This is a genomic window from Pseudomonas oligotrophica (genome assembly GCF_021726475.1).
GTDB classification, from domain to species: Bacteria; Pseudomonadota; Gammaproteobacteria; order Pseudomonadales; family Pseudomonadaceae; genus Stutzerimonas; species Stutzerimonas oligotrophica.
Genome location: NZ_JAKJRU010000002.1, coordinates 1 through 15,340, shown reverse-complemented (window position 1 = coordinate 15,340; position 15,340 = coordinate 1). Strand labels below are relative to the sequence as shown.

General features: G+C 68.5%; 14 protein-coding genes. 3 read left to right on the top strand and 11 right to left on the bottom strand.

Going from position 1 to position 15,340, the window contains the following annotated elements:
* Positions 1 to 99 precede the first annotated feature (99 nt).
* From L3N39_RS03970 to L3N39_RS03960, 3 genes are all read right to left on the bottom strand, one after another.
* A complete protein-coding gene (locus L3N39_RS03970) occupies positions 100 to 270 on the bottom strand; it encodes a DUF1328 domain-containing protein (protein ID WP_003282841.1) in 171 nt (56 codons plus the stop codon).
* A 92-nt stretch (positions 271 to 362) separates the two neighbouring features.
* On the bottom strand, positions 363 to 599 hold the full coding sequence (locus L3N39_RS03965) for a hypothetical protein (protein ID WP_237255992.1): 237 nt from the start codon (positions 597 to 599) through the stop codon (positions 363 to 365).
* 179 nt (positions 600 to 778) lie between these two features.
* Entirely contained in the window at positions 779 to 1,210 is a 432-nt protein-coding gene (locus L3N39_RS03960) for a ferritin-like domain-containing protein (protein WP_237255991.1), read from the bottom strand.
* A gap of 216 nt (positions 1,211 to 1,426) precedes the next feature.
* Between L3N39_RS03960 and algB the strand changes: the two genes are divergently transcribed.
* Both algB and L3N39_RS03950 read left to right on the top strand, forming a co-directional pair.
* Positions 1,427 to 2,773 (top strand): sigma-54-dependent response regulator transcription factor AlgB, encoded by a 1,347-nt coding sequence (gene algB, locus L3N39_RS03955; protein ID WP_237255990.1) that lies wholly within the window; start codon positions 1,427 to 1,429, stop codon positions 2,771 to 2,773.
* Positions 2,770 to 4,548 carry an ATP-binding protein gene (locus L3N39_RS03950; RefSeq protein WP_237255989.1) on the top strand — a complete coding sequence of 593 codons (1,779 nt, stop codon included), beginning with the start codon at positions 2,770 to 2,772 and terminating at the stop codon, positions 4,546 to 4,548. The genes algB and L3N39_RS03950 overlap by 4 nt, the downstream gene beginning before the upstream one ends.
* Before the next feature lie 19 nt (positions 4,549 to 4,567).
* Here the strand turns inward: L3N39_RS03950 and L3N39_RS03945 are convergent, their stop codons facing one another.
* From L3N39_RS03945 to L3N39_RS03925, 5 genes are all read right to left on the bottom strand, one after another.
* The gene (locus tag L3N39_RS03945; protein ID WP_237255988.1) at positions 4,568 to 5,347 is read right to left on the bottom strand and encodes an N-acetylmuramoyl-L-alanine amidase; all 780 of its coding nucleotides are present in this window, start codon (positions 5,345 to 5,347) and stop codon (positions 4,568 to 4,570) included.
* A gap of 86 nt (positions 5,348 to 5,433) precedes the next feature.
* Positions 5,434 to 7,197 (bottom strand): GGDEF domain-containing protein, encoded by a 1,764-nt coding sequence (locus tag L3N39_RS03940; RefSeq protein WP_237255987.1) that lies wholly within the window; start codon positions 7,195 to 7,197, stop codon positions 5,434 to 5,436.
* Positions 7,194 to 8,063 (bottom strand): endonuclease/exonuclease/phosphatase family protein, encoded by an 870-nt coding sequence (locus tag L3N39_RS03935; protein ID WP_237255986.1) that lies wholly within the window; start codon positions 8,061 to 8,063, stop codon positions 7,194 to 7,196. The genes L3N39_RS03940 and L3N39_RS03935 overlap by 4 nt, the downstream gene beginning before the upstream one ends.
* Before the next feature lie 3 nt (positions 8,064 to 8,066).
* A complete protein-coding gene (locus tag L3N39_RS03930) occupies positions 8,067 to 8,696 on the bottom strand; it encodes a thiol:disulfide interchange protein DsbA/DsbL (RefSeq protein WP_237255985.1) in 630 nt (209 codons plus the stop codon).
* A gap of 217 nt (positions 8,697 to 8,913) precedes the next feature.
* The gene (locus tag L3N39_RS03925; RefSeq protein WP_237255984.1) at positions 8,914 to 9,546 is read right to left on the bottom strand and encodes a c-type cytochrome; all 633 of its coding nucleotides are present in this window, start codon (positions 9,544 to 9,546) and stop codon (positions 8,914 to 8,916) included.
* A 257-nt stretch (positions 9,547 to 9,803) separates the two neighbouring features.
* On the opposite strand from L3N39_RS03925, the gene yihA reads away from it, so the two are divergent.
* Positions 9,804 to 10,457, top strand: a complete 654-nt coding sequence (gene yihA, locus L3N39_RS03920; protein WP_237255983.1) for a ribosome biogenesis GTP-binding protein YihA/YsxC — start codon at positions 9,804 to 9,806, stop codon at positions 10,455 to 10,457.
* Positions 10,458 to 10,634: 177 nt separating this feature from the next.
* Here yihA and gcvP read toward each other — a convergent pair whose 3' ends face one another.
* The 3 genes from gcvP to gcvT all read right to left on the bottom strand — a co-directional run bounded on the left by gcvP (position 10,635) and on the right by gcvT (position 15,099).
* Positions 10,635 to 13,511: an aminomethyl-transferring glycine dehydrogenase gene (gene gcvP, locus L3N39_RS03915; protein WP_237255981.1), complete on the bottom strand. Its 2,877-nt coding sequence runs from the start codon at positions 13,509 to 13,511 to the stop codon at positions 10,635 to 10,637.
* 55 nt (positions 13,512 to 13,566) lie between these two features.
* Positions 13,567 to 13,953, bottom strand: a complete 387-nt coding sequence (gene gcvH, locus L3N39_RS03910; protein WP_237255978.1) for a glycine cleavage system protein GcvH — start codon at positions 13,951 to 13,953, stop codon at positions 13,567 to 13,569.
* A 63-nt stretch (positions 13,954 to 14,016) separates the two neighbouring features.
* The gene (gcvT, locus tag L3N39_RS03905) at positions 14,017 to 15,099 is read right to left on the bottom strand and encodes a glycine cleavage system aminomethyltransferase GcvT (protein WP_237255976.1); all 1,083 of its coding nucleotides are present in this window, start codon (positions 15,097 to 15,099) and stop codon (positions 14,017 to 14,019) included.
* Between the last annotated feature and the right edge of the window lie 241 nt (positions 15,100 to 15,340).

The following is a 15,340-nucleotide window of genomic DNA, read 5'->3' as shown; positions in this document are numbered from 1 at the left end:
GTAGAAGGTCGCCTGGGCGCCCTTCGCAAGATTCCGGCGTCCTGTGCCGCTACCGCTTCCCTGGGTGGCAGCCGCCCCGGAGGGCGGCCCGTACTACGATCAGACGCGTGGACCGCGTCCGCGGCCGAAGATAAGCGATGCCACGAACAGCACCAGGAACACCACGAACAGGATCTTGGCGATACCCGTTGCCGTACCGGCGATGCCACCGAAGCCCAGTACCGCGGCGATGATTGCGATGATCAGGAAGGTAATGGCCCAACTCAGCATGGCTTGACTCCTCTTGCTACGGAACATTCAGCGAACTTGCTCGCCGGTCGTCCCTGACCCTGTCGCTTCCTTGATCCCAGCTCAGCGTCGGGTCAGAAGACCCAGCGCTGCTCCGAGCGCAGCGAGCGGTAGTCCAGCGCCTGCGGCGCCTGACCGGTTCGCGTGATCTCAATTGGTTGAGCGTCGTATATGCCGATTCGTTCCGCCGCCATCGGGGTTTCCTGCTCGAGCGGTTGGGACAGCGGACGCTCCGCGCCCACGATCAGGAAGACGACGGCTGCGGTGAGGAAACCTTTGCTGGCTAGGGAAAAGCGGGCTTGGCGGTTCATCCTCAACTCCTTCTAAGCATGTGGTCGTGCAAACGGGTTTGCATGACTCATTGCAGCCGGCATGCCAGAACGCATCCTTTATTTTCTTCTTATTTTTCAACTAGTTATAAAAGCAGTGCGCCAAGCGCGCAACGTAAATTGCAAGAGACCCCGTGCTGGCCCATGCAATTTGCAATGGCTCATCCCAGCCGCTGGCGGACCTCGCGAATCCGCTGATGACAGGCGCGCAGGCGCGGCAGCTCGATCGCCAGCAGCGCCTTGACGTCCGGCGCAGCGCCGTCGAGCGCATCCTCGAAGGCCTGCAGAATCCTCGCCTCGGCATGCTCGAGCTGCTCGACATAGGCCTTGGAGCGGTCGCCGACATGCGCCCGCAGGTCGGCATAGAACTCGCGCAAGCGCCCGACGGCCGTGCCGTCGACCGCCGGCTGTTCGTGCTGCGCCGCGACCTTGACGGCGAGCGCCTGGATCACCTGGGTCTTGGCCTGGGCCAGGTCGCGAAACAGGTGCTGCAGCTCGACGTCCTTTACTTCGTCGATGGCGTGCTGGTAGAAACGCTGGCCGTCACGGGTGATCTCGATCAGTTCGTTGAGCTGTTGGACGGTTGTGTTCATGCGATCCTCCTCGTTTCGAGTCGTCCGGCACGCACGTGCCGGTCTGGATTCGACCGCAATCGGCGAGCCGTGCTCCACCACCATGCAAAGCCTCGGCGACGGCAGCCGACAGCGGGACCGTGCAACTTGCAAGACTTTTCATAGACTAAGCACTCGCGCCGGCCGCTCGGGCCGTTGCGGGGGTCTTTTTTCTCGCCTTTGCTGATTGGAGCCTTCATGGAGCAGACCACGGAAACCGGCGGACGCATCCTCCTGGTGGATGACGAAGCGGCGATCCTGCGTACCTTCCGCTATTGCCTGGAGGATCGCGGCTACACCGTGATGACCGCTGCCAGCGCCGCCCAGGCCGAGGCCGTGCTGCAGCGCCAGGTGTTCGACCTGTGCTTCCTCGACCTGCGCCTGGGCGAAGACAACGGCCTGGACGTGCTGCAGATGATGCGCACCCTGGCGCCCTGGATGCGCGTGGTGATCGTCACCGCGCATTCGGGGGTGGATACCGCGGTCGATGCCATGCAGGCCGGCGCTGCCGACTACCTGCTCAAGCCCTGCAGCCCCGAGCAACTGCGCCTCTCCGCTGCCAAGCAGCTGGAAGTCCGCCAGATGGCGGCGCGCCTGGAGGCGCTGGAAGGCCAGATCCAGCAGCGCAACGATGCGCTCGGCTCGCACAGCCCGGCGATGATGGCGGTGCTGGAGACCGCCCGGCAGGTCGCCGACACCGACGCCAACATCCTCATCCTCGGCGAGTCCGGTACCGGCAAGGGCGAACTGTCGCGCGCCATCCACAACTGGAGCCGGCGCTCGAAGAAGGCCTTCGTCACCATCAACTGCCCGTCGCTGTCGGCCGACCTGATGGAAAGCGAGCTGTTCGGCCACAACCGCGGCGCCTTCACCGGCGCCACCGAGAGCACCCTCGGGCGGGTCAACCAGGCCGACGGCGGCACCCTGTTCCTCGACGAGATCGGCGATTTCCCGCTGGCCCTGCAGCCCAAGCTGCTGCGCTTCATCCAGGACAAGGAATACGAGCGCGTCGGCGACCCGGTGACCCGCCGCGCCGACGTGCGCATCCTCGCGGCGACCAACCTCAACCTCGAGGAGATGGTGCGCGAGGGCAAGTTCCGCGAGGACCTGCTCTACCGCCTCAACGTCATCACCCTCAACCTGCCGCCGATGCGCGAGCGGCCCGAGGACGTGCTGGCCCTGGCCGAGCGCTTCCTCGCCTCCTTCGTCAAGAGCTATGGCCGCCCGGCGCGCGGCTTCAGCGACGGCGCCATCGCCGCGCTCAAGGCCTACCGCTGGCCGGGCAACGTGCGCGAGCTGCGCAACGTGGTCGAGCGCGCCAGCATCATCTGCCCGCAGCCGATGATCGAGGTGCACCACCTCGGCCTCGGCGAGCAGGCCGGCAGCAACGCGCCGCGCATCGGCGAGCCGATGAGCCTGGAGGCACTGGAACGCGCGCACATCGCCGGCGTGCTGAGCACCAGCGACACCCTCGAGCAGGCCGCGCGCATCCTCGGCATCGATGCCTCGACGCTGTATCGCAAGCGCAAGCAGTACGGCCTATGAAACTGCACATGAAGCTTCGGACCCGACTGTTCCTCGGGTTCTCGGCGCTCATGACCGTGGCCCTGCTGGGCCTGATGCTGGCGCTGGTCAGCGTCATGCAGATGGCCAAGAGCCAGGAGCGCCTGATCGATGAGAACTTCGGCACCATCGAGCTGACCCAGCAGATGCGCCATGCGCTCGGCAACCTGCTCATCGAGCGGTTGCGCGCCGAGCCGGACGCGGCGCAACTGACGCGCGAGCGCAGCCGATTCGAGCGCACCCTCGGAGAACGCCTGAACAGCAGCCGCAATCCGGACGAGCAGCAGGAGCTGCGCGCCATAGGCGAGACCTTCTCACGCTTCGCCCTGCACCTCGAACGCCCCGGGATACGGCCCCCCGACCAGGAAGCCCTGGGCGATGCCTTTTCCGCGGTGCGCGAACAGCTGCTGGCGAGCCAGGAACGCGCCTACCAGCGCATCCGCGACATGGAGTCGCACAGCCGCAACCGCGCCATGCTGCTGGCCGGCGTGCTCGGGCTGACCGGTGTCGCGGTATTGCTGATCGGCTTCATCACCGCGCACAGCTTCGCCCGCCGCTTCGGCGAGCCGATCGAGCGGCTGTCGGCCGCCGCCGACCAGATCGGCCGCGGCGACTTCGCCATCGACCTGCCCGCCTCGCCGATCGCCGAGCTGTCCTCGCTGAGCCGCCGCTTCGGCCTGATGGCCCAGGCCCTGAACGAGTTCAAGCAGACCAACGTGGAAGCCCTGGTCAACGGCCAGCAACGCCTGCAGGCGCTGCTCGACAGCATCGACGACGGCCTGCTGATCATCGACCGCGACGGCCGCCTGGAACACGCCAACCCGGTGGCGCAGCGCCAGCTGGCCTGGGACGAGGAGCACCTCGGCGCGCGGGTCGGCGAGGCCCTGGCCAGCCCCGAGCTCGACGAGGCCGCGCGCCAGGTCCTGGAGGACAAGCCACTGTCGGCGCCGCCGCAGGACCTGATCATCGAGGCCGACGGCGAGCGCCGCCTGCTGGCCTGGCGCATGAGCCCGGTCAGCCATCACGACGGCAGCATCAGCGGCGCGGTAATGGTGCTGCACGACGTCACCGACCAGCGCACCTTCGAGCGCGTACGCAACGAGTTCGTCCTGCGCGCGTCCCACGAGCTGCGCACGCCGGTGACCGGCATGCAGATGGCCTTCAGCCTGCTGCGCGAACGCCTGCAGTTTCCCCAGGGCAGCCGTGAATCGGACCTGCTGGTCACCGTGCACGAGGAGATGCAGCGCCTGGTCCGCCTGATCAACGACCTGCTCAACTTCTCGCGCTACCAGAGCGGCCAGCAGAAGCTGGAACTGGTCCAGTGCGACATCGGCGAGCTGCTGGAAGGCGCACGCCAGCGCTTCGTCGCCCTGGCTGCCGCACGGCAGGTGCAGCTGTCGCTGGAGGTGCAGGAGCCGCTGCCGGGCATGCTGCTCGACCGTCAGCAGATCGACCGCGTGCTGGACAACCTGCTGAGCAACGCCCTGCGCCATACGCCGGACGGCGGCGAGGTGCGCCTGCTGGCGCGCCATCACGGCGAGCGGATCATCCTCAGCGTCGAGGACAACGGCGAGGGCATTCCCTACAGCCAGCAGGCGCGCATCTTCGAGCCCTTCGTGCAGATCGGCCGCCGCCGCGGCGGCGCCGGCCTCGGCCTGGCGCTGTGCAAGGAAATCGCCCAGCTGCATGGCGGGCGCATCGGCGTGCACTCGCGCATCGGCCACGGCACCATCTTCTACGTCGCCCTGCCGGTCTGAGCCGGCCGGCATGGCGGCCTCAGCGCGCGGTCTGCAGCGCCGCCAGCAGGGCCGCGGTCTCGGCGTCGGGCTCGCCGTCGTAGCGGGCCGGGCGGTACTTCATCTGGAAAGCGGCGATCACGTTGCGGGTCTGCTCGTCGAGCATGCCGTGGCGCGGCACCGCGTAGCCCTGGGCGGCGAGACGCTCCTGGAACCAGGCCACCGGCGGCAGCGCCGCGGCGAACGCCGCCCGGTGCGCCGCCACCGCGCTGTCCGCCGGCCAAGGCAGCAGGCCGGCCTCGGCCAGGCGCTGCCAGGGGAACAGCGGGCCGGGATCGACCTTGCGCTGGGGCGCGATGTCGCTGTGGCCGACGATTGCGCCGGGCTTCAGGCCGTGGCGCTGCATGATGTCCTTGAGCAGCACGATGAGCGCGTCGATCTGTGCCTCCGAATAGGGGTACCAGAGGCGGCGGCCATCGGCACCCTCGGCGTAGCCGGCATTGACCAGCTCGATGCCGATGCTGCTGGAGTTGAGCCAGGTGCGCCCCTGCCACTCGCTCTCGCCGGCATGCCAGGCGCGACGCTGCTCGTCCACCAGCTGGTAGATCGGCCCCGGCTCGCGGTCGATCAGGTAGTGGCTGCTGACCTCGCCCTGCGACAGCAGCTCCAGGGAATGGGCGAAATCGGTGGAGGTGTAGTGCAGCACGATGAACTGCACGCGGCTGTCCTGGGCGACGGCGCGGTGGCGCGTATCGATCCGCGGCCCGCTGGCGCAACCAGCGAGCAGGACGAGCAGGGCGGCAAGGGCGATGGCTTTCATGGGACCTCGGGTCGACGGCTCGATGACGCAGGCAGTGGAAGGCGCGCGATTATACGTGGCCGCCCGATGCCGTCCCAGGCAGCCCGTCAGGCCGATTCGACGCGATTGCGCCCCAGGTGCTTGGCGCGGTAGAGCGCCTGGTCGGCACGCTCGAAGACCTGCTCGCCATCGTCGCCCGCGGCGAATTCGGCGAACCCGGCGCACAGGGTCACCTCCACCCGTTCGCCCTTGAAGTGGAACGGGCAGGCCTGGATCGCGGTACGCAGCGCTTCCAGCACGCCGCGACCGGCCGCGCGGCTGGTGGCCGGCAGCAGCAGGACGAATTCCTCGCCGCCGAAGCGGGCGATGAAGTCGGTCTTGCGCAGGCGCTTGCGCAGCTCGGTGGCGATGATCCGCAGCACGCGGTCGCCGGCCAGGTGGCCGTAGCTGTCGTTGATCCGCTTGAAGTGGTCGATGTCGATCACCGCCAGCAGCAGCTCGCCGCCGTAGCGCTGCCAGCGGGCGACCTCCAGCTCCAGGCGCTCGCTCCAGGCGGCCCGGTTGGGCAGCGCCGTCAGCGGATCCTCCAGGGCCTTCTGGCGCTGCTCGGCGAGGTTCTCGCGCAGGCCGCGCGCCGCCTCCTCCAGCGCGCCGACCCGGCCGACCAGCTGCTGCAGGCGCTCGCCCAGCACCTGCTCCTGCACGCTGCGCTGCTGCTTGTAGCAGTCGACGGTGTGCAGCAGGCCGTCCAGCCGCGCTTCCACCGCCTGCTTGAGATCGGCCAGGTCGGTGGCCTGGTGCATGCTGTCCTGCAGCCCGCCGACCTGCTCGCGCAACTGGCTGTCGAGCACGTCGGCCGCCGCCTGTGCCTCGGTGTGGCCCTGGTGGGCCGCGCTCAGGCTGCTCTGCATCGCCTGCAGGCGCTCGTTGAGGGTCTGCAGGTAGGCCTCGAACTCGCGCTGGCTCTGGTCGCTCAGCGCGATCATCAGGCCGGCGAGGTCGTCGAGCACCGGCACCAGCTCGTACCAGTTCAGGCCCTGCTGGATGCGCGCGCGCAACGCCTCGACCTGCGGCTGGCGGTGCGCCGGCAGGCGCAGGGCATCGAGCAGCGCATGCAGGGTGCCTTCGACATGCTCGGCGATGGCGCTGTAGGGCTGCTCGGGTGATTCGGGCAGGGCGAAGTCGGATGCCGCCGCGGCCTCGAGCCAGGGCTGTGGAATCGGTTCAGGGGCTGGCGTCTCGTCGGCTGGCGCAGCGCACGGCACAGGCGCGGCGGCGTCGGTGGCCGGCACGGCGTCGACCTCGGCCGTCTCCTGCGTACCGGCTTCCGGCAATTCGGCGGCCGGCACCGCCACCCGGCCACCGAACAGGCGCTGCAGCAGCCCGGCGGGCGGTGCCTCGCGATCCAGCGCCTGCAGGGTCTGCTCTTGCAGCGAGCCAAGCTCCATCAGCACCGCCGGCAGCTCGCGCGGCTGCGCGGCACGCCGCTGCAACAGGCGGCCGAAGCGCTTGAGCCCGCGCCGCACGTCGGCCGGCGGCTGCAGGGCGAGCAACTGGCCGAGCAGCCGCTGCAGGGCCTCGGTCATCTGCTGCGTGCGTTCCTGGCGGCGGCGATCGGAATCCAGCACGGCCTTTTCCAGGCGCGGTACCAGTACGTCGAGGCCGTTGTCCAGATCGCCATCACCGAGCACCTCGCGCATCTGCTGCAGACACTGCTCGACCGCCGGGTCAGCGCCCTCCAGGGCCAGGCTGCTGCGCACCAGGCTGCGGCGCAGGAGGTCGAGACGGTGATTCCAGCGCTCTTCCTGGCGCTCCTGCTGCTCGATCAGCTGCAGGTACTTTTCCTTCCAGCGCTCGGTCTCGACCGTCATCCGGGCGCTCCTTGCCGGGCCGGCAGCGCAGCGCCATGCAGCGCGTCGGGCAGGCGGATCTCCACGGCCACCGGCAGGTGGTCGGAGATCGGCAGCGGCAGCACCTCGACCCGCTCGAGGGCCAGGCTGGGGCTGAGCAGGATGTGGTCCAGGCAGCGCTGCGGACGCCAGCTGGGGAAGGTCGCCTCGACCTGCGGCGCCAGCAGGCCGAGGTCGCGCAGCGGCGAACTCTCCAGCAGCTCGCTGGCATGGGTGTTCATGTCGCCCATCAGCACCAGGTTGCGACAGTCGCCGATGGTCTCGCGGATGTAGGCCAGCTGGCGGGTACGCGTGCGGCCGCCGAGGGCCAGGTGCATGACCACCACCAGCAGCGCGTCGGCACCTTCGCCAAAGCGCAGCAGGATGGCGCCGCGCCCGGACGGGCCAGGCAAGGGGTGGTCCTCCAGCTCGCGTGGCGCCAGGCGGCTGAGCACCCCGTTGCTGTGCTGGGCGAAGCGACCGAGGTTGCGGTTGAGTTGCTGGTACCAGTAGGGGAAGTCACCCAGGTGCGCCAGCCGCTCGACCTGGTTGATGAAGTCCGAGCGCAGGCTACCGCCGTCGACCTCCTGCAGCGCCACCAGGTCATAGCCGCCGAGCAGCTCGCCGATGCGCTGCAGGTTCACCGCGCGTCCCGCATGGGGCAGCAGGTGCTGCCAGCTGCGGGTGACGTAGTGGTGGTAGCCCTGGGTGTTGATGCCCACCTGGATGTTGAAGCTGAGCAGGCGCAGCCGGCCGTCGCTCGGCAGGCCGCTGCGATCCAGGCAGTTGGCATTGACCTGCGCCTGCCGGAGCCTGGCCGGCCGCGCGGAGCTCCAGCGGCGCAACATCGCTTACTGCGCCGCGCGCTCTTTCTCGATGAGGAAGTCGGCCACCTGCAGGGCGCGCTCGGGGCCGCCGGCCGAACCCAGGTCGAAACGGTACTTGCCGTTGACGATCATCACCGGGACGCCGGTGATCTGGTAGGCCATGCCGAGTTTCTTCGCCTGCTCGGCGCGGCTCTTCACGCCGAACGAGTTGTAGGCCTTGAGGAAGGCCTCGCGCTCGATGCCCTGGGTCTCGAGGAAGTCGGCCATCGCCTCGGGCGTGGCCAGCTTGTTGCCCTGCTCGTGGTAGGCACGGAAGATGGCATCGTGCACCTGCTGCTCGACGCCCATGCTCTCGAGGGTCAGGAACAGCTGGCCGTGCAGGTTCCAGATGCCGCCGAACATGGCCGGGATGCGCTTGAAGGAGACGTCCTCGGGCAGCTTCTCGACCCATGGGTTGATGGTCGGCTCGAACTGGTAGCAATGCGGGCAGCCGTACCAGAACAGTTCGACCACCTCGACCTTGCCGGGCTCGGCCACCGGGACCGGGCTCTTCAACTCGACATACTCCTTGCCGGCCTGGAAATCCGCGGCCAGGGCGGGCAGGCCGAACAGGCTGCTGGTGGCCAGAACGGCGGCGAGTACGAACTTACGCATGTGAGACTCCTTTGACCCTCTGAACGATTGCGCGACAGGCTCCTACAAAACGCCGGAGCCCGCCAGTGCTTTTCCCGGCCGATCGCGCAGGCGCCACATTCTGGCGCCCCGGCGGCAGCCTTGACAGGTTCGGCGCGGCGATCGGCCCGCCGGCACAACGAAAAAGGGCGGTCAGACTGGGGTCTGACCGCCCTTGCGACGATTCAAGCCGGAGGAATCAGTGCAGGCCCTGGATGTAGCTGGCCAGCGCCTCGATGTCCTTGTTGCTCAGCTTGGCGGCGATGCTGCGCATGATCATGCTGTCGCCGTCGTTGGTGCGGTTGCCCTCGCGGAAATCGGTCAGCTGCTTGGCGGTGTAGGCCGCATGCTGGCCGCCGAGCTTCGGGAAGGCGGCGCCGGCGACACCTGCGCCGTTCGGCGCGTGGCAGCCGGTGCAGGCTGGCATGCCGACATCGACCTTGCCGCCGCGGAACAGTTTCTCGCCCTGCTTGACCAGCTTGGGATCGGCCATGCCGACGGTCATCTTCTGGCTGGAGAAGTAGGCGGCGATGTCGGCCAGGTCCTGCTCGCTGTAGGGATCGAGCATGCCGGTCATCTCCAGCACCTTGCGGCCGACGCCTTCGGCGGCGCCCGGCGTGCTGCCGGCCTTGATGTCATTCAGCTGCTTGAGCAGATAACGCTCGCCCTGACCGGCGAGCTTGGGGAAATTCGGCGCTGCACTGTTGCCATCGGTGCCGTGGCAGGCGCCACAGACTGCAACTTTGCTCTGCCCGGCCTCGGCGTTTCCAGCCGCGTGGGCCATACCGGTGATGCCAAGGGTCAACAGCAGACTCACGAGTACTTTGTTCATCAGCTCATCCAACTACGGCTAAAAGGTTTGTGGAATTCTTGGGCCGCGCAGACCGGCACGGTAGTGGCGGCGCTTCGTTATGGACGCGCCGGGCAGCGATCCGGCAGGCGGCTGCAGTCGTCATGCCGGCGCGCATGTGCCCAGGCTCCTAAGAGCAAAGCGCACACAAAATCCGCGGCATTATATACTTCCGCTTGCGAAACGGAAATGAACCATTGCCGCACCCCCTTGCGCTTGCCGCCCTCACCGGACCCACCATGCTCCCGAAGAATCCCATCCTCGGCCTTTGCCAACAGGCCAGCTTTCTCATCAGCGCCGCCAAGGTGGACCAGTGCCCCACCGACGAGGGCCGGGAGGTCGCCTTCGCCGGACGCTCCAACGCGGGCAAGTCCAGCGCGCTGAACACCCTGACCCACGCCAACCTGGCGCGCACCTCGAAGACACCGGGGCGCACGCAGCTGCTGAACTTCTTCCGCCTCGACGACGAGCGCCGCCTGGTCGACCTGCCCGGCTACGGTTTCGCCAAGGTGCCGATCCCGCTCAAGCAGCACTGGCAGCGCCATCTGGAGGCCTACCTGGGCAGCCGCGAAAGTCTGGTCGGCGTGTTCCTGATGATGGACATCCGCCATCCGCTGACCGAGTTCGACCGCATGATGCTGGACTGGTCGAACGCCACCGGCATGCCCCTGCACATCCTGCTGACCAAGTCGGACAAGCTGGCCTTCGGCGCGGCGAAGGGCGCGCTGCTGACCATCCAGCGCGAGGTACGCAAGGGCTGGGGCGAGGGCGTCAGCGTGCAGCTGTTCTCCGCGCCCAAGCGCCAGGGTGTGGAAGAGGCGCAGCGGGTGCTGGCCAGTTGGCTGGGCTTGCTGGAAGAGGCGTCCGCAGACGCGCAGGCGCCTGACGCGTAGCAGGCCAGCGTCACCTCGGCGCGCCGCGCCTTGGGTGAATGCAGGAAGCGACCGCCAGCCTGCGAGGCGGCGGTGCCGACTTGCTACCCGCCGCCCGGCGCGGAGCGCCATGCCTCGATCCGTTCCACGCTGCCGGCTGGACGCCGCTCAACAGCGCCCGCCCAGCCCGTCATCCCCTCAGTCGCGGTAGGCTTCCACCGGGACGCAGGCGCAGAACAGATTGCGGTCGCCATAGACGTTGTCGACCCGGTTCACCGCCGGCCAGTACTTGTGCGCACGGCTGTGGGCGCTCGGGGTGACCGCCTCGGCGATGCTGTAGGCACGCGTCCACTCGCCGACGACATCGGCCAGCGTGTGCGGCGCATTGACCAGCGGGTTGTCGTCCGCCGGCCACTGCCCTTCCTGGACCTTGGCGATCTCGGCGCGGATGCTCAGCATCGCCTCGACGAAGCGGTCGAGCTCGGCCTTCGATTCGCTCTCGGTAGGCTCGATCATCAGCGTGCCGGGCACCGGGAAGGACATGGTCGGCGCGTGGAAGCCATAGTCCATCAGGCGCTTGGCGACGTCCTCCTCGCTGATCCCGGTCTCGGCCTTGAGCGGCCGCAGGTCGAGGATGCACTCATGCGCGACGCGCCCGTTGCGCCCGGCGTAGAGCACCGGGAAGGCGCCGCCCAGGCGGTTGGCCAGGTAGTTGGCGTTGAGGATCGCCACCTCGGTGGCATCGCGCAGGCGCGGGCCCATCATGGCGATGTACATCCAGCTGATCGGCAGGATGCTGGCGCTGCCCCAGGGCGCCGCGCTGACCGCGCCGTTGCCCGGCGCCGGACCGTCCAGGTCGACCACCGGGTGGTTGGCGACGAAGGGCGCCAGGTGCGCCTTGACGCCGATCGGGCCCATGCCCGGGCCGCCGCCGCCGTGCGGGATGCAGAAGGTCTTGTGCAGGTTCATGTGCGAGACGTCGGCGCCGATGTCCGCCGGGCGCGCCAGGCCGACCTGGGCATTGAGGTTGGCGCCGTCCATGTACACCTGGCCGCCCTGGGCGTGGATCGCCGCGCAGATCTCGCGCACGTTCTCCTCGTAGACGCCATGGGTCGACGGGTAGGTGATCATCAGGCAGGACAGCCGCTCGCCGGCCTCGGCAGCCTTGCGCTTGAGATCCTCCAGGTCGACGTTGCCGGCCTTGTCGCAGTCGACGATGACCACGCGCATGCTGACCATCTGCGCCGAGGCCGGGTTGGTGCCGTGCGCCGACGACGGGATCAGGCAGATGTCGCGCTGCCCTTCGCCGCGGCTCTCGTGGTACTTGCGGATCGCGACCAGCCCGGCGTACTCGCCCTGGGCGCCGGAGTTGGGCTGCATGCTGATGGCATCGAAGCCGGTGATCGCGCACAGCCAGCGCTCCAGCTCGTCGATCATCAGCTTGTAGCCGGCGGCCTGCTCGCGCGGGGCGAAGGGGTGCAGGTTGGCGAACTCCGGCCAGGTGATGGGGATCATCTCGCTGGTGGCGTTGAGCTTCATGGTGCAGGAGCCGAGCGGGATCATCGCCTGGTTCAGCGCCAGGTCCTTGTTCTCCAGCTGCTTGAGGTAGCGCAGCATCTCGGTCTCGCTGTGGTGCGCATTGAACACCGGGTGGGCGAGGTAGCCGCTGGCGCGCTGCAGTTCGCCCGGGATGCCCGCCGGCAGCTCGCCGGCATCCAGTTCGGCGAGGTCCAGGCCATGATCGGCGCCGAGGAAGATCGCCAGCAGCTGCTCGACGGTCTCTTCGCTGCTGGTCTCGTCGAGGCTGATGCCGAGCTTGCCGCGACCGAGCACGCGCAGGTTGATGCGCGCGGCCACGGCGCTTTCGATGATCGCCGTCTGCGCACCGCCGACGTCGAGGGTCAGGGTGTCGAAGAAGTGCGTGTTGATGCGCTGCACGCCCTTGCGCTCCAGCCCGGCGGCGAGCACGCGGGTCAGCCGGTGCACGCGCTGGGCGATCCGCTTGAGCCCCTCGGGGCCGTGGTAGACGGCGTAGAAGCCGGCGATGTTGGCCAGCAGCACCTGCGCGGTGCAGATGTTGGAGTTGGCCTTCTCGCGGCGGATGTGTTGCTCGCGGGTCTGCAGCGCCATGCGCAGCGCGGTGTTGCCGCGCGCGTCCTTGGACACGCCGATGATGCGCCCGGGCATGGCGCGCTTGAATTCGTCGCGGCTGGCGAAGTAGGCGGCGTGCGGGCCGCCGTAGCCCATCGGCACGCCGAAGCGCTGGGTCGAGCCGAGCACCACGTCGGCGCCAAGTTCACCCGGCGGGGTCAGCAGCAGCAGGCTGAGCAGGTCGGCGGCGACGCAGGCCAGGGCCTGGCCGGCGTGCAGCTGCTCGATGAGCGGGCGCAGGTCGCGGATCTCGCCATGGGTGTCCGGGTACTGCAGCAGCGCGCCGAACACCTCGTGCGCGGCCAGTTCGTCCAGCGGGGCGACGACCAGCTCGAAGCCGAAGGCCTCGGCACGGGTCTGCACCACCGAGATGGTCTGCGGGTGGCAGTTCTCGTCGACGAAGAAGCGGTTGCTCTTGCTCTTGGCCACGCGCTTGGCCAGGGCCATGGCTTCGGCCGCCGCGGTGGCCTCGTCCAGCAGCGAGGCGTTGGCCAGGTCCAGGCCGGTCAGGTCGATGACCATCTGCTGGTAGTTCAGCAGCGCTTCCAGCCGGCCCTGGGCGATCTCCGGCTGGTAGGGGGTGTAGGCGGTGTACCAGCCTGGGTTCTCCAGCACATTGCGCAGGATGACCGTGGGCGTGATGGTGCCGTGGTAGCCCATGCCGATCAGGCTGGTCCACAGCTGGTTCTGCTCGGCATAGCCGCGCAGCCGCGCGAGGGCCGCCTGCTCGTCCAGCGCTGGCGGCAGCGCCAGCTCGCCCTGCAGGCGGATCGCCGGCGGCACGGTCTGGTCGATCAGCTGGTCGCGTCCGGCCAGGCCGAGGGCGTCGAGCATCGCCTGCTGTTCGCCGGCGTCCGGCCCGAGGTGGCGATGCAGGAAGGCATCGGGTTGCTGGAGTTGGGAAAGATTCGGCGTATGGGGCATGGCGGCACTCTCGAAAAACAAAAAGCCCCGACAGGGCGGGGCTTTTGCAGATGGGTCAGGCTTTGGCGCAGGCGGACTCGTAGGCGGCGGCATCCAGGAGCTTCTCCAGCTCGGCCGGGTCGCTCGGCTGCAGGCGGAAGAACCAGCTGCCATAGGGGTCGCCGTTGACCTGCTCGGGCGCATCGGTCAGCGCCTCGTTGATCGCGATCACCTCGCCGGAGACCGGCGCGTAGATGTCCGAGGCAGCCTTGACCGACTCGACCACACCGGCTTCCTGGCCGGCGCTCAGGCTGCGGCCGACTTCCGGCAGCTCGACGAACACCACGTCGCCCAGCGCTTCCTGGGCGTGGTCGGAGATGCCGACGCTGACGCTGCCGTCTGCTTCGAGGCGAGCCCACTCGTGGCTGGAGGCGTAACGCAGATCGCTGGGGATGTTGCTCATCTTGTAATGTCCTCAAGGCTGTCGACAGTAGGTGACGCGGTTGGGCGCGAAGTGCGGCCGAATTTACACCAGGACCTTGCCGTGGCGCACGAACGTCGGCTGCACCACCCGCACCGGATACCACTTGCCACGGATTTCCACTTCGGCGCGCTCGCCGGTGGCGGCCGGCACGCGGGCCAGGGCGATGGATTTCCCAAGCGTAGGCGAGAAACTGCCACTGGTGATCTCGCCGTCTCCCAGCCCGGCGACCCGCACCACCTGGTGCGCGCGCAGCACGCCGCGCTCCTCCAGTACCAGGCCGACCAGCCGCGGCAGGTCGTCGCGCAGCTTCTGCTGTTCGAGCACCTGGCGGCCGACGAAATCGCGCTCGGCCGGCTCCCAGGCAATGGTCCAGCCCATGTTGGCGGCGAGCGGGGAAACGTCCTCGTCCATGTCCTGGCCGTAGAGGTTCAGGCCGGCCTCCAGGCGCAGCGTGTCGCGCGCGCCGAGGCCGATCGGCGGGATGCCCGCGCCGACCAGTTCGCTGAGGAAGTCCGGCGCCTGCTCGGCGGGCAGGATGATCTCCAGGCCGTCCTCGCCGGTGTAGCCGGTGCGGCCGATGAACCAGTCGCCCTCGGCCAGGCCCTGGAACGGCTTGAGCTGCTCGATCAGCGCGGCGCAGCCCTGGCTGACCAGCTCCATGGTGCGCTCGCGGGCATGGGGTCCCTGGATCGCCAGCATGGCCAGCTCGGGACGCTCGCGCAGCTCGACGGCGAAGCCTGCGGCCTGGGCCTGCATCCAGGCCAGGTCCTTGTCGCGGGTGGCGGCGTTGACCACCAGGCGGTAGCCCCACTCGGTGAGGTAGACGATGAGGTCGTCGACCACCCCGCCGCGCTCGTTGAGCATGGCGCTGTAGAGCGCGCGCCCCGGCGTCTTCAGGCGCGCCACGTCGTTGGCCAGCAGGCGCTGCAGGTAGGCCGTGGCCTGCTCGCCGGTGACGTCGACCACGGTCATGTGCGAGACATCGAACACCCCGCAATCACGTCGCACCTGGTGGTGTTCCTCGACCTGCGAGCCGTAATGCAGCGGCATGTCCCAGCCGCCGAAATCGACCATTTTGGCGCCGAGGGCGAGGTGCTGATCGTAGAGGGGTGTACGCTGACCCATGGGTTTCTCCTTCCGGGCAGGTCGCCGAAGCGGCGCGATGACGCTTGATGGGGGCCGATCCGCGGAGGACCGGCGTTGGAATTGGCGCGCATTGTAGCCCCAAGGTCATGACAGGTCACGGCGCGCTGTCGGGGCTCGCGCGAAGCGCTGGCGGGGTGGCTAGGTGTGTAAACCCACTACGTTGTTCAGTGGAAGCGGAGCGCGGCTGATGGGAGGCCGGTAGCCGAGGCTGGCATGAGGC

Excerpts from the sequence above, each read along its gene's own strand:
- L3N39_RS03935 (WP_237255986.1), bottom strand. The coding sequence starts at position 8,063 with ATGTTGCGCCGCTGGAGCTCCGCGCGGCCGGCCAGGCTCCGGCAGGCG.
- L3N39_RS03945 (WP_237255988.1), bottom strand. The coding sequence starts at position 5,347 with ATGAAAGCCATCGCCCTTGCCGCCCTGCTCGTCCTGCTCGCTGGTTGC.
- L3N39_RS03965 (WP_237255992.1), bottom strand. The coding sequence starts at position 599 with ATGAACCGCCAAGCCCGCTTTTCCCTAGCCAGCAAAGGTTTCCTCACC.
- gcvP (WP_237255981.1), bottom strand. The coding sequence starts at position 13,511 with ATGCCCCATACGCCGAATCTTTCCCAACTCCAGCAACCCGATGCCTTC.
- L3N39_RS03930 (WP_237255985.1), bottom strand. The coding sequence starts at position 8,696 with ATGCGTAAGTTCGTACTCGCCGCCGTTCTGGCCACCAGCAGCCTGTTC.
- gcvT (WP_237255976.1), bottom strand. The coding sequence starts at position 15,099 with ATGGGTCAGCGTACACCCCTCTACGATCAGCACCTCGCCCTCGGCGCC.
- L3N39_RS03940 (WP_237255987.1), bottom strand. The coding sequence starts at position 7,197 with ATGACGGTCGAGACCGAGCGCTGGAAGGAAAAGTACCTGCAGCTGATC.
- algB (WP_237255990.1), top strand. The coding sequence starts at position 1,427 with ATGGAGCAGACCACGGAAACCGGCGGACGCATCCTCCTGGTGGATGAC.
- yihA (WP_237255983.1), top strand. The coding sequence starts at position 9,804 with ATGCTCCCGAAGAATCCCATCCTCGGCCTTTGCCAACAGGCCAGCTTT.
- L3N39_RS03950 (WP_237255989.1), top strand. The coding sequence starts at position 2,770 with ATGAAACTGCACATGAAGCTTCGGACCCGACTGTTCCTCGGGTTCTCG.
- L3N39_RS03925 (WP_237255984.1), bottom strand. The coding sequence starts at position 9,546 with ATGAACAAAGTACTCGTGAGTCTGCTGTTGACCCTTGGCATCACCGGT.
- L3N39_RS03970 (WP_003282841.1), bottom strand. The coding sequence starts at position 270 with ATGCTGAGTTGGGCCATTACCTTCCTGATCATCGCAATCATCGCCGCG.
- gcvH (WP_237255978.1), bottom strand. The coding sequence starts at position 13,953 with ATGAGCAACATCCCCAGCGATCTGCGTTACGCCTCCAGCCACGAGTGG.
- L3N39_RS03960 (WP_237255991.1), bottom strand. The coding sequence starts at position 1,210 with ATGAACACAACCGTCCAACAGCTCAACGAACTGATCGAGATCACCCGT.